14 protein-coding genes are annotated in these 12,811 nt (G+C 68.1%); 4 read left to right on the top strand and 10 right to left on the bottom strand.

Annotated elements, in window-relative coordinates; genetic code table 11:
• Positions 1-12: 12 nt before the first annotated feature.
• Positions 13-996, top strand: coding sequence for a tripartite tricarboxylate transporter substrate binding protein (locus tag I6H87_RS18255; protein ID WP_011615149.1), 984 nt, complete (start codon positions 13-15; stop codon positions 994-996).
• A gap of 116 nt (positions 997-1,112) precedes the next feature.
• Positions 1,113-1,550, top strand: coding sequence for a YbgC/FadM family acyl-CoA thioesterase (locus I6H87_RS18250; protein WP_010810016.1), 438 nt, complete (start codon positions 1,113-1,115; stop codon positions 1,548-1,550).
• Positions 1,551-1,665: 115 nt separating this feature from the next.
• Here the strand turns inward: I6H87_RS18250 and denD are convergent, their stop codons facing one another.
• The 7 genes from denD to I6H87_RS18215 form a co-directional block, all read right to left on the bottom strand.
• Positions 1,666-2,640, bottom strand: coding sequence for a D-erythronate dehydrogenase (denD, locus tag I6H87_RS18245; RefSeq protein ID WP_011615150.1), 975 nt, complete (start codon positions 2,638-2,640; stop codon positions 1,666-1,668).
• Between the two features lie 38 nt (positions 2,641-2,678).
• The gene (gene otnI, locus I6H87_RS18240) at positions 2,679-3,461 is read right to left on the bottom strand and encodes a 2-oxo-tetronate isomerase (protein ID WP_010810014.1); all 783 of its coding nucleotides are present in this window, start codon (positions 3,459-3,461) and stop codon (positions 2,679-2,681) included.
• Between the two features lie 68 nt (positions 3,462-3,529).
• Positions 3,530-4,903 carry an MFS transporter gene (locus I6H87_RS18235; protein ID WP_010810013.1) on the bottom strand — a complete coding sequence of 458 codons (1,374 nt, stop codon included), beginning with the start codon at positions 4,901-4,903 and terminating at the stop codon, positions 3,530-3,532.
• Positions 4,904-5,032: 129 nt separating this feature from the next.
• Positions 5,033-5,686, bottom strand: a complete 654-nt coding sequence (otnC, locus tag I6H87_RS18230) for a 3-oxo-tetronate 4-phosphate decarboxylase (RefSeq protein ID WP_010810012.1) — start codon at positions 5,684-5,686, stop codon at positions 5,033-5,035.
• Complete coding sequence (otnK, locus tag I6H87_RS18225) at positions 5,686-6,984, bottom strand: 3-oxo-tetronate kinase (RefSeq protein ID WP_011615151.1); 1,299 nt, start codon at positions 6,982-6,984, stop codon at positions 5,686-5,688. The genes otnC and otnK overlap by 1 nt, the downstream gene beginning before the upstream one ends.
• A gap of 13 nt (positions 6,985-6,997) precedes the next feature.
• Positions 6,998-7,891 carry an L-threonate dehydrogenase gene (gene ltnD, locus I6H87_RS18220; RefSeq protein WP_011615152.1) on the bottom strand — a complete coding sequence of 298 codons (894 nt, stop codon included), beginning with the start codon at positions 7,889-7,891 and terminating at the stop codon, positions 6,998-7,000.
• 55 nt (positions 7,892-7,946) lie between these two features.
• A complete protein-coding gene (locus I6H87_RS18215) occupies positions 7,947-8,681 on the bottom strand; it encodes a FadR/GntR family transcriptional regulator (RefSeq protein WP_010810009.1) in 735 nt (244 codons plus the stop codon).
• A gap of 221 nt (positions 8,682-8,902) precedes the next feature.
• On the opposite strand from I6H87_RS18215, the gene I6H87_RS18210 reads away from it, so the two are divergent.
• The gene (locus I6H87_RS18210) at positions 8,903-9,331 is read left to right on the top strand and encodes a GNAT family N-acetyltransferase (protein ID WP_010810008.1); all 429 of its coding nucleotides are present in this window, start codon (positions 8,903-8,905) and stop codon (positions 9,329-9,331) included.
• A gap of 28 nt (positions 9,332-9,359) precedes the next feature.
• On the opposite strand, the gene I6H87_RS18205 is transcribed toward I6H87_RS18210, so the two are convergent.
• The 3 genes from I6H87_RS18205 to ygfZ form a co-directional block, all read right to left on the bottom strand.
• Complete coding sequence (locus tag I6H87_RS18205) at positions 9,360-10,187, bottom strand: NRDE family protein (RefSeq protein ID WP_010810007.1); 828 nt, start codon at positions 10,185-10,187, stop codon at positions 9,360-9,362.
• Between the two features lie 74 nt (positions 10,188-10,261).
• Entirely contained in the window at positions 10,262-10,552 is a 291-nt protein-coding gene (locus I6H87_RS18200; protein ID WP_010810006.1) for a DUF4936 family protein, read from the bottom strand.
• Positions 10,553-10,569: 17 nt separating this feature from the next.
• The gene (gene ygfZ, locus I6H87_RS18195; RefSeq protein WP_011615153.1) at positions 10,570-11,586 is read right to left on the bottom strand and encodes a CAF17-like 4Fe-4S cluster assembly/insertion protein YgfZ; all 1,017 of its coding nucleotides are present in this window, start codon (positions 11,584-11,586) and stop codon (positions 10,570-10,572) included.
• 224 nt (positions 11,587-11,810) lie between these two features.
• Here ygfZ and mltG point away from each other — a divergent pair, with 224 nt between their 5' ends.
• Positions 11,811-12,806 (top strand): endolytic transglycosylase MltG, encoded by a 996-nt coding sequence (gene mltG / locus I6H87_RS18190; RefSeq protein ID WP_011615154.1) that lies wholly within the window; start codon positions 11,811-11,813, stop codon positions 12,804-12,806.
• The last annotated feature ends 5 nt before the right edge of the window (positions 12,807-12,811 follow it).

The raw sequence follows: 12,811 nt of genomic DNA, 5'->3' as shown, positions 1-12,811 counted from the left end.
AGACATAGTCAAATGCAACGCCGCCACTTCATCGCCCGCGCGGGCATCGCCGCCGCCACCGCGGCACTGGGCCTTGCCGCCATGCCCGCCCAGGCACAGGCCGACAAGTTCCCGCAGCGCCCGATCCGCCTGGTGATCGGCTACACCGCCGGCGGCTCCACGGATATCCCGTTCCGCGTGCTCGCCGACAACGCCTCCAAGATCCTGGGCCAGCCCGTGATCGTCGAGAACAAGCCCGGCGCGGGTGGCGTGCTGCCCGCGCAGATGATGCAGTCCACCGCGCCGGACGGCTACACGCTGGCCCAGGTCGCCATGCCGGTCTACCGCCTGCCGTACACCACCAAGATCAACTGGGACCCGGTCAAGGACCTGAACTACATCATCAACCTCGCCGGCTATTCGTTCGGCCTGGTGGTGCCGGCCGATTCGCCGATCAAGACGATGCAGGAGTACATTGCCTACGCCAAGGCCAATCCGGGCAAGCTGACCTACGGTTCGCCGGGCTCGATGACCACGCTGCACCTGACCATGGAAGAGCTGGCGATGAAGCAGGGCGTGCAGTTCTCGCACATCCCCTACAAGGGCAATTCCGAGTCGATGCAGGCGCTGCTGGGCGGCCACGTGATGTCGGTGGCCGACACGCCGGCATGGGCACCGTACGTTGAGCAGGGCAAGCTGCGCCTGCTGTCGACCTGGGGCGAGAAGCGCTCGGCGCGCTTCCCCAGCGTGCCGACGCTGAAGGAACTGGGCATCGGCATCGTGCAGACCTCGCCGTTCGGCCTGGTCGCGCCCAAGGGCACCGATCCGAAGATCGTGCAGAAGCTGCATGACGCCTTCAAGAAGGCCATGGACATGCCCAACTACCGCGAATCGCTGGCCAAGTTCGACATGGAGCCGTACTACATGAACAGCCAGCAATACGCGCAGTTTGCGGCCGAGACCGTCAAGAAGGAAAAGGCGATCATCGAGAAGCTGGGGCTGGCCAAGGCACAGTAAGCGCAATCAGCCTGCCGCCGCCATCATCGATCCAGGCCGCCGCGCCTGCCGGTCCTGTCCGGCGGGCCGGCGGCCTGGTGCTTTGACAAGCCACGACAAACAAGGAGACCAGGCCGATGGCCAAAGAGGATTTTCGCCACAGCATCCCGCTGCGCGTGCGCTGGGCCGAAGTCGATCCGCAGTCGATCGTCTTCAACGCGCACTACCTGACGTACTGCGATATCTGCGTGACCGAGTACTGGCGCGCGCTGGGCATCCGCTATCCGGAAGATGTGCTGCACGCGCATGGCGTGGACATCTTCGTGGTCAAGTCCACGCTGGAATACCACGCCTCGGCGCGCTTTGACGACGAGCTGGAAATCCGCGGCCGCATGTCGCGCCTGGGGCGCTCGAGCATGCTGTTCCGGGTGGAGATGTTCCGCGGCGACGAACACCTGATTACCGGTGAGATCGTCTATGTGTGCGCGGACCCGGCCACGCAGAAATCGGCGGCGATTCCGGGGCCGGTGCGGGAGATTATCGAGGGGTATGAGGTGGTGAAGCCGGCGGGGTGATTCCGTGCCGACGAGTCTTCAAATCCCGCTTGTTTGCTCCCCTCTCCCGCAAGCGGGAGAGGGGAGCGGCTCTCAGCAAATATTAGGGCCGTCGCAGCAGGGAGGCGAGATTCGCTTACTTGGCCAGCCCCGCATCTTCCATATAGGCGCGAATCACCTCATCAAAGCTCGCGTCGCTCTGGAACCCCAGCGCCAGCGCACGCTCCGCGTTCCACGCCGCCGGCCAGGTGCCGACGATGTTCTCCACGCGCGCTTCGCGCTCCCACGTCACGCGGTCCGCCACGGCATTGCCCGCCACGCGGCGCAGGGCTTCGATCATGCCGGCAGCCGTGACCGACAACCCCGGCAAGTTCACCACGCGGCGGTTGCCCAGCCGTTCGCCGGCCAGTTCGATGCCATTGACCAGTGCCGCGACGGCCGCTCGCGGCGACAGCAGCCACAGCGGCGTTTCCGGTGCCACCGGGCAGTTGGCAGCAACACCAGACAGCGGCTCACGGATGATGCCGCTGGCGAACGACGAGGCCGCCGCATTGGGTTTGCCGGGGCGCACGCTGATGGTCGGCAGGCGCAGCACGCGGCCGTCGACAAAGCCGCGGCGGCTGTAGTCCGACAGCAGCAGCTCGCCGATGGCCTTCTGCACGCCGTATGACGATTGCGGGTTCAGCGCGGTATCGTCCTGCACCACCGGCGGCAACTGGCCCCCGTAGACCGCGACCGAGCTGGTGAACAGCACGCGCGGCTGGTGGCCCAGCTCGCGGCAGGTTTCCAGCAGCGCGCGCGAGGCGTCCAGGTTGACGCGCATGCCCAGGTCGAAGTCGGCCTCGGCCTGGCCGCTGACCACGGCCGCCAGGTGGAACACGGCGCCAGTGTCGGTGTCGATGGCCTGGCGCAGCACGGCCGGGTCGGACAGGTCGCCGGTGACCACGCGCACGCGCGCATCGTCCAGGCCTTGCGGCGCCACCACGTCCAGCAGCGTCAGGCGCTTGATGGCCACGGGCTGGCCGTCCAGGTTCAGGGTGCCGCGTTGCAGCAGCAGGCGGGCGAGTTGCAGGCCGAGGAAGCCGGCGCCGCCGGTAATCAGTACGTTCATGGCAGGATGGGAGCGGTTGTTCTTGGGGTTGGTCGCGATCAGCGGCCCAGGTAGGGCTTGAGCCAGCCCAGGCCGGCCGAGGTGCCGGCGCGCGGGCGGTATTCGCAGCCGATCCAGCCGTCGTAGCCGAGCGTGTCCATGACCTCGAACAGGTAGGGATAGTTCAGCTCGCCCACGTCCGGCTCATGGCGCTCGGGCACGCCGGCGATCTGGATATGGCCGATGCCCGCGATGTCGCGCTTGAGCTTCATCGCGACATCGCCTTCGACGATCTGGCAGTGGTAGCAGTCGAACTGCACCTTCAGGTTGGCCGCGCCGACTTCCTTGCAGATAGCCTGGCCGTCGTCCTGGCGGTTCAGGAAATAGCCCGGCATGTCGCGCGTGTTGATCGGCTCGATCAGCACGGTCACGCCCTGGGCGGCGGCAGCGTTGGCAGCAAAGGCGAGGTTCTCGAGGTATGTGGCGCGGCAGCGCGCGCGGTCGGCATCGGCAGGGATCAGGCCCGCCATCACGTGGATGCGGTCATTGCCGATCACGCCGGCGTATTCCAGCGCGCGGCCGATGGTGCCGCGGAAATCCGCCTCGCGCCCGGGCAGGGCGGCCAGGCCGCGTTCGCCTGCTGCCCAGTCGCCCGGCGCCGCGTTGAACAGTGCCTGTGTGAGGCCGTTCGCGTCCAGGCGCGCGCGCAGCTCGGCGGCGGCGTGCTCGTACGGGAACAGGAACTCCACCGCCCGGAAGCCGTCGGCCGCGGCTGCGGCAAAGCGGTCCAGGAAGGCGTGCTCGTTGTACATCATCGAGAGGTTTGCGGCGAAGCGCGGCATTCGGAACTCCAAAGCGGTGGTACGGATCCGGCCCGATCGAGACTACGTCGAAAGCGGGCCGGCCAGGATCAGCGGTTGACCAGTTTAGCGGGCGTCAGCCACACCAGCACTGCGCCGACGACCAGGATCGCGGACAGCACGTACATGGGCAGCTGCGTACTTTGCGTCATGTCCTTCAGCGCGCCGACCATGTACGGCGACACGAAACCGGCCAGGTTGCCCACCGAATTCACCACGGCAATACCGGAAGCGGCGGCAATGCCCGACAGGAACGAGGTCGGCAGCGACCAGAACAGCGGCGCGCAGGTCAGCACCCCGGCGGCGGCCAGCGACAGCGCGGCGATGGCCACCGTTGTATTGTTGGTGAACGAGGCCGCAATGGCAAAGCCCGTGGCACCCATCAGCGCCGGCACGATCAGGTGCCAGCGGCGCTCGCGGCGTGCGTCGGCGCTGTGGCCCAGGATGTTCATGACGATCACGGCGCAGATGAACGGGATCGCCGACAGCAGGCCGATGTTCAGGTTGCCGGTCACGCCGCTGGCCTTCACCAGCGTCGGCATCCAGAAGGTCAGCGCGTACTGGCCGGTGACGAAGCAGAAGTAGATCAGGCACATCCACCACACGCGGCGGTCGGAGAACACCGCGCCCAGCGAGTGGCCGTGGGCCTTGCCGGCGGCGCTGGCGGCGTTATGGGCGCCGCGCTGGTCTTCCTCGATATTGCGCTTGAGCACGCGCTTTTCATCGGCGTCGAGCCACGGCGCCTTGTCGATGCCGTCGCGCAGCACGAACACCGTCACCACGCCGATCACAAGCGCGGGCAGGGCCTCGAGCAGGAACATCCATTGCCAGCCGCGCATGCCGTGCGTGCCGTTGAACGCGTCCATGATCCAGCCCGACAGCGGATTGCCGAACATGCCCGCGATGGGGATGCCCGACATGAACAGCGCGATCATCTTGCCGCGGCGGTTGGCCGGGAACCAGTAGGTCAGGTACAGGATCACGCCGGGATAGAAACCCGCTTCGGCGAGGCCGAGCAGGAAGCGCATCACGTAGAACTGGGTCGGCGTCTTCACGAACAGGAACAGCGCCGAGATGATGCCCCACGTGATCATGATGCGCGCGATCCAGATGCGCGCGCCGATACGATGCATCAGCAGGTTGCTGGGCACCTCGAACAGGAAGTAGCCGATAAAGAACAGGCCGGCGCCGAGGCCGAACACGGTTTCGGAGAAGGCCAGGTCCTGGCCCATCTGCAGCTTGGCGAAGCCGACATTGACGCGGTCCAGGTAGGCGACCACGTAGCACAGCATCAGGAACGGCATGACGCGCCAGAACACCTTGCTGTAGGCGCGTTTTTCGATCTGGGCTTCGGTGTCCAGCCGGGCGTTGCCGCCCAGGCTGTCAAGGGCGGGCACGCTTGCCGCCGGTTGGTTTGGATTCACGGTGGTCTCCGGGTATGGTGGTGGGTCTAATGCGGCGGCGCGCGGACTGCAGGCATGCGCGTCCCCCGCACGGTGGCCGCAAGGCAACCGCGCCGGGTGAAGCCGTCGTTTATCGGGGAAAAGCGGTTGTTACCAGCGCGCCTGGAAGGCGTCGCGCAGCTCAGTCAGTGCGCCGTCGGGCAGCGCAGCGCGGGCGGCGAAGCCCGGCGTGTCTTTCATCGTCATCCATAGCTTGGCGGTTTCCTCCAGTTCTTCCAGCGCGAACGCGGCGCGCGAGACGCTGGATTCCCACACTACCGGACCAAGGCGCTCCAGCAGCACGCCACGCACCTGCGCGGCCAGCGTGGCCACGCGCGCGGCCACGGCCGGATCGCCGGGGCGATGGTAGGGAATCAGCGGGATATGGCCGACCTTCATCACGTAGTAGGGCGTGAGCGGCGGCAGTACGTCGTCCGGTTGCCAGACACCGGCCAGCGTCAGGGCCACGAGGTGCGTCGAGTGCGTATGCACCACGGCGTGCGCCTCGCGGTTGTTGTCGTAGATCGCGCGATGCAGCATCAGCGTCTTGGACGGCTTGTCGCCGGAGACCCAGCTGCCATCGGTGGCCACCTTGGCGACCGCGGCCGGGTCCATCATCCCCAGGCAGGCATCGGTCGGCGTGATCAGCCAGCCGTCGTCCAGCCGCGCGCTGATATTGCCGGCCGAGCCCACGGTATAGCCGCGCTGGTACAGGCTGGCGCCGATGCGGCAGATCTCTTCGCGCAGCTTGCTTTCGGTGCTCATCAGTGACCTCCAAGCTGGCGCAGCGCTTCGTCAAAGAAATCCGGGCCGCCGAAGTTGCCCGACTTGAGCGCCAGTGCCAGCGGCTTGGCATCCAGCGTGACGGTGGCCGGCACGCCCGGTGCAATCTGCGCGCCGATACGCAAGGCGCGCACGCCCAGCGCCTGCACCACCGCGCCGGAGGTTTCGCCGCCGGCCACGACGAAGCGGCGCGTGCCGCGTGCCAGCAGCCCGGCGGCAACCGTGGCCAGGCACTGTTCGACCAGGTGTCCGGCGCGCTCGACGCCCAGTTCGGCCTGCACGGCCTTGACTTCGTCGGGGCTGGAGGTGGCGTAGATCAGCACCGGTTCGCCATGACCGGCGGCAAAGGCCAGCGCCGCGTCGGCAACGGCTTCGCCGCGTGCCAGCGCGAGCGGGTCGATGCGCAGCGCCGGGCGGCCTTGCTCCAGCCAGCGTGCTACCTGGCCATTGGTCGCGCGCGAGGCGCTGCCGGCCAGCACCACGCCCGGGCCGTCGATGGCCGGCACCGAGGCCGCGTCACCGCGCTGCGGTAGCAGGCCGGCGCGGCGGAAATTCTCGGGCAGTCCCAGCGCGATGCCGGAGCCGCCGGTGATCAGCGGCAGGTTGGCGCAGGCCTCGCCCAGCGTGAACAGGTCCGCGTCGGACACCGCATCGGCAATCGCCATGCGCACGCCGTCGCTGCGCAGCGCAGCGATGCGCTCGGCGGTGGCATGCGCGCCGCGCGCAACCGCGTCGTAGCGCAGCAGCCCGACCTTGTTCTTGCTCTGGCGCTGCAGTACGCGCACCAGGCTGGCATCGGTCATCGGCGTCAGCGGATGGTGCTCCATGCCCGATTCATTGAGCAGCGCATCGCCCACGAACAGGTGGCCGCGAAAGATGGTGCGGCCGTTTTCGGGGAAGGCCGGGCAGGCGATGGTGAAGTCGCTGTCCAGTGCCGCCAGCAGCGCCTCGGCCACCGGGCCGATATTGCCGGCATCGGTCGAGTCGAAGGTGGAGCAGTACTTGAATACGAACTGGCGGCAGCCCTGCGCGCGCAGCCATTGCAGCGCGGCCAGCGACTGGGCCACGGCCTCGACGGCCGGGATGGTGCGGGACTTGAGCGCCACCACCAGCGCATCGGCTTCGCCAATGTCCTGCACGGCGCCCACGTCGGGCAGGCCGATGGTCTGCACGGTGCGCATGCCATTGCGCACCAGCGTGTTGGCGAGGTCGGTGGCGCCGGTGAAATCGTCGGCGATGCAGCCCAACAGCGGGCGATGGGCGAGGGTGCCTGCGGTCATCTTCGCTTCTCCCTTATTCAGCCTTGCCCGGCAGTTCGATGCCCGGGAAGATCTTGATCACGGCCGAGTCGTCCTCGCCGCCATGGCCGGCGGTCGACGCCATCATGAACATCTGGTGCGCGGCGGCCGACAGCGGCAGCGGGAATTTGCTGTGGCGCGCGGTGTCGAGCACCATGCCCAGGTCCTTGACGAAGATGTCGACCGCCGACAGCGGCGTGTAGTCGCCCTTCAGGATATGGGGCACGCGGTTCTCGAACATCCACGAGTTGCCCGCGCTGTGCGTGATCACGTCATAGAGCGCATCGGGGTCCACGCCTTCGCGCAGGCCCAGCGCCATCGCTTCGGCGGCCGCGGCGATATGCACGCCGGCCAGCAGCTGGTTGATGATCTTGACCTTGGAGCCCGCGCCATGCGCGGCACCCAGGCGATACACCTTGCCGGCGATGGCGGCCAGCACGTCCTCGGCCAGCGAGTAGGCTTCGGCCGGGCCGGAAGTCATCATGGTCATTTCGCCGCTGGCGGCGCGCGCGGCGCCGCCGGAGACCGGTGCGTCCAGCATCAGCAGGCCCTGTTCCGCCAGCCGGCGGCCTAGCGCCTCGGCAAAGCCCGGCGGCACGGTGGCGCTGGCGATCACCAGCTTGCCCGGCTGCATCGCGGCCGCGGCACCGTTGGCGCCGAACAGCACGGCCTCGGTCTGCTGCGCGTTGACCACCAGCGTCAGCACCACGTCGCAACGGCTGCCCAGCTCGGCGGGCGAGGCGCACGGCACGCCGCCGGCATCGGCAAAGCGCTGCAGCACTTCGGGGCGCAGGTCGCACGCGTGCACGTTGAAGCCGGCACGCAGCAGCGACTGCGCGACACCAAAGCCCATGGCACCAAGGCCGATGACGCCGATATTCCTGGACATGAAGGGACTCCTGAAACAGATACGGATAATTCGATGGTTCGGGCTTGCGCGCGCGTCAGTTGGCGGCGCCGTGCGCTTCGCCGCTCTCGTCCGCACCCAGCTGGGCGAGACGGTGCGCGGCGTTGTACATATGGTTCTGCGCGGCATTGCGCGCGGCCAGCGGGTCGCCGGCGCGGATGGCGGCGACGATGGCCTGGTGTTCTTCACGCACCTGGCGCGAAAAGTCCGCGCGGCGCGCCTCGTTGGTGCGGGTCACGCGCGTGGCCGCTTCCAGGTACTGGCTGAGGAAGGCCAGCGTCTTCAGGAAATACGGGTTGCCGGTGGCCTCGGCGATGGCGCGGTGGAAGGCCACGTCTTCGGCCACGCCGTCGCCGCCTTGCGCAACCTCTTCGTCGAGCCGGGCCAGTGCGGCGTCGATGGCCGCCATCGACGCATCGGTGCGGCGGCGGGCGGCCTGCGCGGCCACCTCGGCCTCGATCGCGCGGCGCAGTTCGACGATCTGCAGCACCGATTCCAGCGTGCCGGTTTCGGTGTAGTCGATGCGCAGCGGCCGGATGCCGGCCTGTAGCGTCACGAACACGCCGCTGCCCTGGCGCGACTCCACCACGCCTTCGTACTTGAGCCGGGAGATGGCTTCGCGCACCACGGTGCGGCTGACGCCGAATTCCCCGGACAGCACCGCCTCGGTCGGCAGCTTGTCGCCGCGGGCAAAGGCGCCGCTCTGGATCTTGTCCAGCAGTTGTTCGGCGACATTGTCGGTGAGGGCGCGGGCAGGGACTTTCTGGAACACGGCAGCTTCCCGGGTTATTCGGTAATCAGGTCATCATACAAATTTGCTAGGACGCTGCCGACCCCGGGCAAACCCTGATATGGTGCAACTTCAAGAGCGGAGATGCGGCGAGTGATCCGCTTTGGTGCATCGACGGTCACTGCGACACTGGCGTATCATGGGCGCCCGTCCGCATCCCCTGCCCGACGCAATCGTTCTCCAAGCGCCTGATTCCACACGCCATGTCCATCACTGTCCTGATCTGCCCCTGGTCCGAAGCGCGCGAACGCGCGCGCGCCATCCGTTACACCGTCTTCGTCGAAGAGCAATGCGTGCCGGTGGAACTGGAATGGGATGAGTGGGACGAGCCGAGCTGGCACGCGCTGGCGCTGGCCGAGGATGGCACGCCGGTGGCCACCGGACGGCTGCTGCCGGATGGCCATATCGGGCGCATGGCGGTGCTGCAGTCCGTGCGTGGCACCGGTGTCGGTGCAATGGTGCTGGACGCGCTGATGCGCAAGGCTGAAGCGCTTGGCTACCCGGAACTGGTGCTCAATGCGCAGACGCACGCGGCGCCATTCTATGCGCGCGTGGGCTTTGCGCAGGTGGGGCCGGAATTCGAAGAGGCGGGCATCCCGCACGTGGAGATGCGCAAGCGGCTGGCCGGCTGAGCGCCGGAATCCTCGGTTCCAGCGGGCCTCAGCGCGGCGCTGGCACGATGCCGGTGTCGCGTTGCAGGTTCAGCTTGCCGTGGAAGTTGACGTCGCCGATGCGGCCGTCGGCGTCGAAGCTGCGCTCGCTCAGGTCGAAACGGCCATCGTGGCGCACGCGCAGCACCGTGCTGGCGCGCGTGCCGTACAGCGGCGAGCGGATGAAGGCCGACGACAGCAGCTTTTCCCATTCCGGTGCCACGCCCGTGGCAGGCAGTTCGAAATCCGCCGCCTGGCGCTCGTCGGCGAGCATTTGCAGGTAGGGCTCGGCGCTGGCGTTGGCCTGGCCGCTGTCGGCGGCCAGCACTTCGGCCAGCGCGCCCACGCGGCTGCGCACCTTGGGCCAGGGCGTGTCGAGCAGGGCGTTGGACAGGCCGTACAGCCCCGGGCGCAGCCGTTGCGGCTGGCGCGAGGCGGCGCGGTTGCTGTACCACCAGAGTTCACGCAGGTCGCTCGCCAGCAGGTTGAAGCCGTTGTAGCGGCCGTCTTCGCCGGCGAGGCCGTCCAGGTAGTCGAACGGCGCCTCGCGTCCGCGCAGGAAACCGGCCACCAGCTCGCCGCGCGAGCGCGCGTCGGTGCGTTTTTCGGACGGGGCGCGGTAGTTGGTCAGTGCCGCGAAGCGGCCGTCGGCGTTGACGCCCATCCAGGTGCCGGGCTCGCCGATGACTTCCGCCAGGTCGCGCCCGGCCAGCACCTGCGGTGCATCCTGCCACCAGTGCGCGGCCGCCGCGGGGCGGACATAGAATTCATCGCGGTTGCCGGCGACGACCAGGGCATAGTCGGGGTGGGATTGCCAGGCAACCAGGATCAGACACATCGCTTTGCTTCCTTTGCCGCCGGGGTGGCTGCAGTGGCACCCGGCGTACTTCAGTCCAACGGCATCCTGGACGCCTACAGCACGTCCAGGTCGACAAAGTGCTCGGCCCGCCGCTCGCCATCGACCCATTGGTCCAGCCCGCTCTGCCGCCACAGGCCTTCCAGCGTGGCATCGAACGCGGGCGGCACGTCGGGATAGCACTCCATCCAGGTCTGCACGCCGGCGCGGGTTTCCGGCCTGCGCATCAGCGTACCACCAATTCCGGTTGCTTCGGCGACAGTCTCCATCCAGCGGTGCCAGTGCGGCAGCGCCTCGGCGGCAACGGCTTCCGGGACGCGGAAATAGACGTAGAGGTGATCGCTCATGGCAGGTCCTGTGGGTTTCAGCCAGCGGCCTGGGCGGCCTCGCCCAGCGGCACCTCGTAGGGCAGGGTGGCCGTAGCCACTGCCGCGCCCTCGGCGCTGCCCAGGCGCAGCGCACTGGCGGCGGCATCGATCTTCAGCTCGGCCAGCCCGGCCCAGCCGCCCTGGGGCGCCGGTGCGGCGTTGACGATCATGCCGCACGGCTGGCCCGGATCTTCCGGACGGTAGATTTCAGCCGCGGGCGCCGGCACTTCGCCTTCACCCTGCACCAGCCACATGCGGCGCTTGAGCGTGCCGCGGTACTGGCTGCGCGCCACGATTTCCTGGCCGGGATAGCAGCCCTTGCGGAAATTGACCCCGCCCACCAGTTCGAAATTGATCATCTGCGGCACGAACTGCTCTTGCGTGGCCGCGACGATGCGCGGCAGGCCCGACTGCACTTCCAGCCAGTCCCACAGCGCGGGCGTCGCATCCTGCAGCGAGGCGGCAAGTGCCGCGCGCACCGCCTCGGCGCGCTCGGCCGGCAGCACCAGCTGCCAGCGCGGCTGGCCGGCGCCATCCGGCAGGCGGATCACGGTGATGCCGTCGGCTTCGGCCACGGCAAAGGCGACCTCCGGCACGGGCAGGCCCGCAGCGGCCAGGGCCTTGGCAGCGCCGGCCCCGGCGAGGCCGAGGATCGCATGGGTGGGGGTGATGTCGGACAATTTGGCCTTGGCGCGCAGCACGAACATCGACAGGCGCTTCTGCACCGGGGCCTGGATGTCGGCCGACAGCTGCAGCACGATGCCTTCGACATCGCGCCACATCAGGAAGGTGGCGAGCAGGCGCCCCTTGGGCGAGCAATAGCCCGCCAGGCGGGCCGCGCCGGCCTTCAGGTCTTCGACCGCATTGGTCAGCTGGGTGTGCAGGAAGCTGCCGGCATCGTCGCCGGCCACACGGACCAGGCCAAGCCCGGGCAGACTGCAGACGATGCCGCTGCCGCTCAAGGCTTCAAGGTTTGCGGCGAGTTCCTGGGCTTGGGCATTCATCACTGGCATTGCGTGGCAATCGTTGAGGCAATTCGGGAGAGGGAAGGCGCCGGTCGTGCGCCGTGCCGGGCGGGCCGTCAAGCGGCGCCGGCGCCGCGGCGCATGGTCGGTGCGAGGCTGCCGGTTATTATATGGGGCTATGAGATTTTCGGCCGGCGCCGGCAGCACGTGGCGGCAAGCGGTGGCGCGCAAGCCCTCCGACGGATCCGGTCAGCCGCCCCTATCCCTGATACATGAAACGATTTTTCCTTAGTCTTGGCCTGGCCATCCTGGTGTTCGCGCTGGCGGCCGCGGGCGCGTTCGCGTGGTGGGCCAATCACCCGCTGCCCCTCAGCAAGTCACCCGTGGAAGTGGTGATCAAGCCCAATTCCGGCGTCGCCAGCGTCGGCCGCCAGATCCAGCGCGGCGGCGTCGGCATGGACCCGCGGCTGTTCATGCTGCTGGTGCGCCTGACCGGCCACGGGCCTGACCTGAAGGCCGGCGGCTATGAATTCGCGACCGGCGCCACGCCGCTGTCGATCATCGGCAAGCTGGCGCGCGGCGAGGTCACGCACTATGTGGTCACGGTGATCGAGGGCTGGGAATTCCGCAAGATGCGCGCCGCCGTGGACGCCAGCCCGGCGCTGCGGCACGACACCCGGGACATGTCCGATGCGGAGCTGATGAAGGCAATCGGCGCGGCCGAGACCTCGCCCGAAGGCATGTTCTTCCCGGACACCTACCTGTTCGCGCGCGGCAGCAGCGATATCGACCTGTACAAGCACGCCTACCGTGCCATGCAGCGGCGCCTGAACGAGGCCTGGAACGCACGCTCGCCCGACCTGCCGTACAAGACCCCGTACGAGGCCCTGGTGATGGCATCGATCGTCGAGAAAGAAACCGGCCAGGCCGCCGAACGCCCGATGATCGCCGCCGTGTTCATCAACCGGCTGCGCAAGAACATGATGCTGCAGACCGACCCGACCGTGATCTACGGCCTGGGCGATGGCTTCGACGGCGACCTGCGCAAACGCGACCTGCAGGCCGACAACCCGTACAATACCTACACCCGTACCGGCCTGCCGCCCACGCCGATTGCGCTGCCGGGGCTGGCCTCGCTGGCGGCGGCCACCACGCCGGCGCCATCCGACGCACTGTACTTCGTCGCCCGCGGCGACGGCAGCAGCCATTTCTCCAACTCGCTTCCCGAACACAACCGCGCGGTCGACAAGTACCAGCGCGGCAAATAGGCATT

Source organism: Cupriavidus necator, assembly GCF_016127575.1.
GTDB lineage: Bacteria > Pseudomonadota > Gammaproteobacteria > Burkholderiales > Burkholderiaceae > Cupriavidus > Cupriavidus necator_D.
The sequence above is the reverse complement of the archived record's forward strand: the minus strand, read 5'-3'. Positions and strand labels throughout refer to the sequence as shown.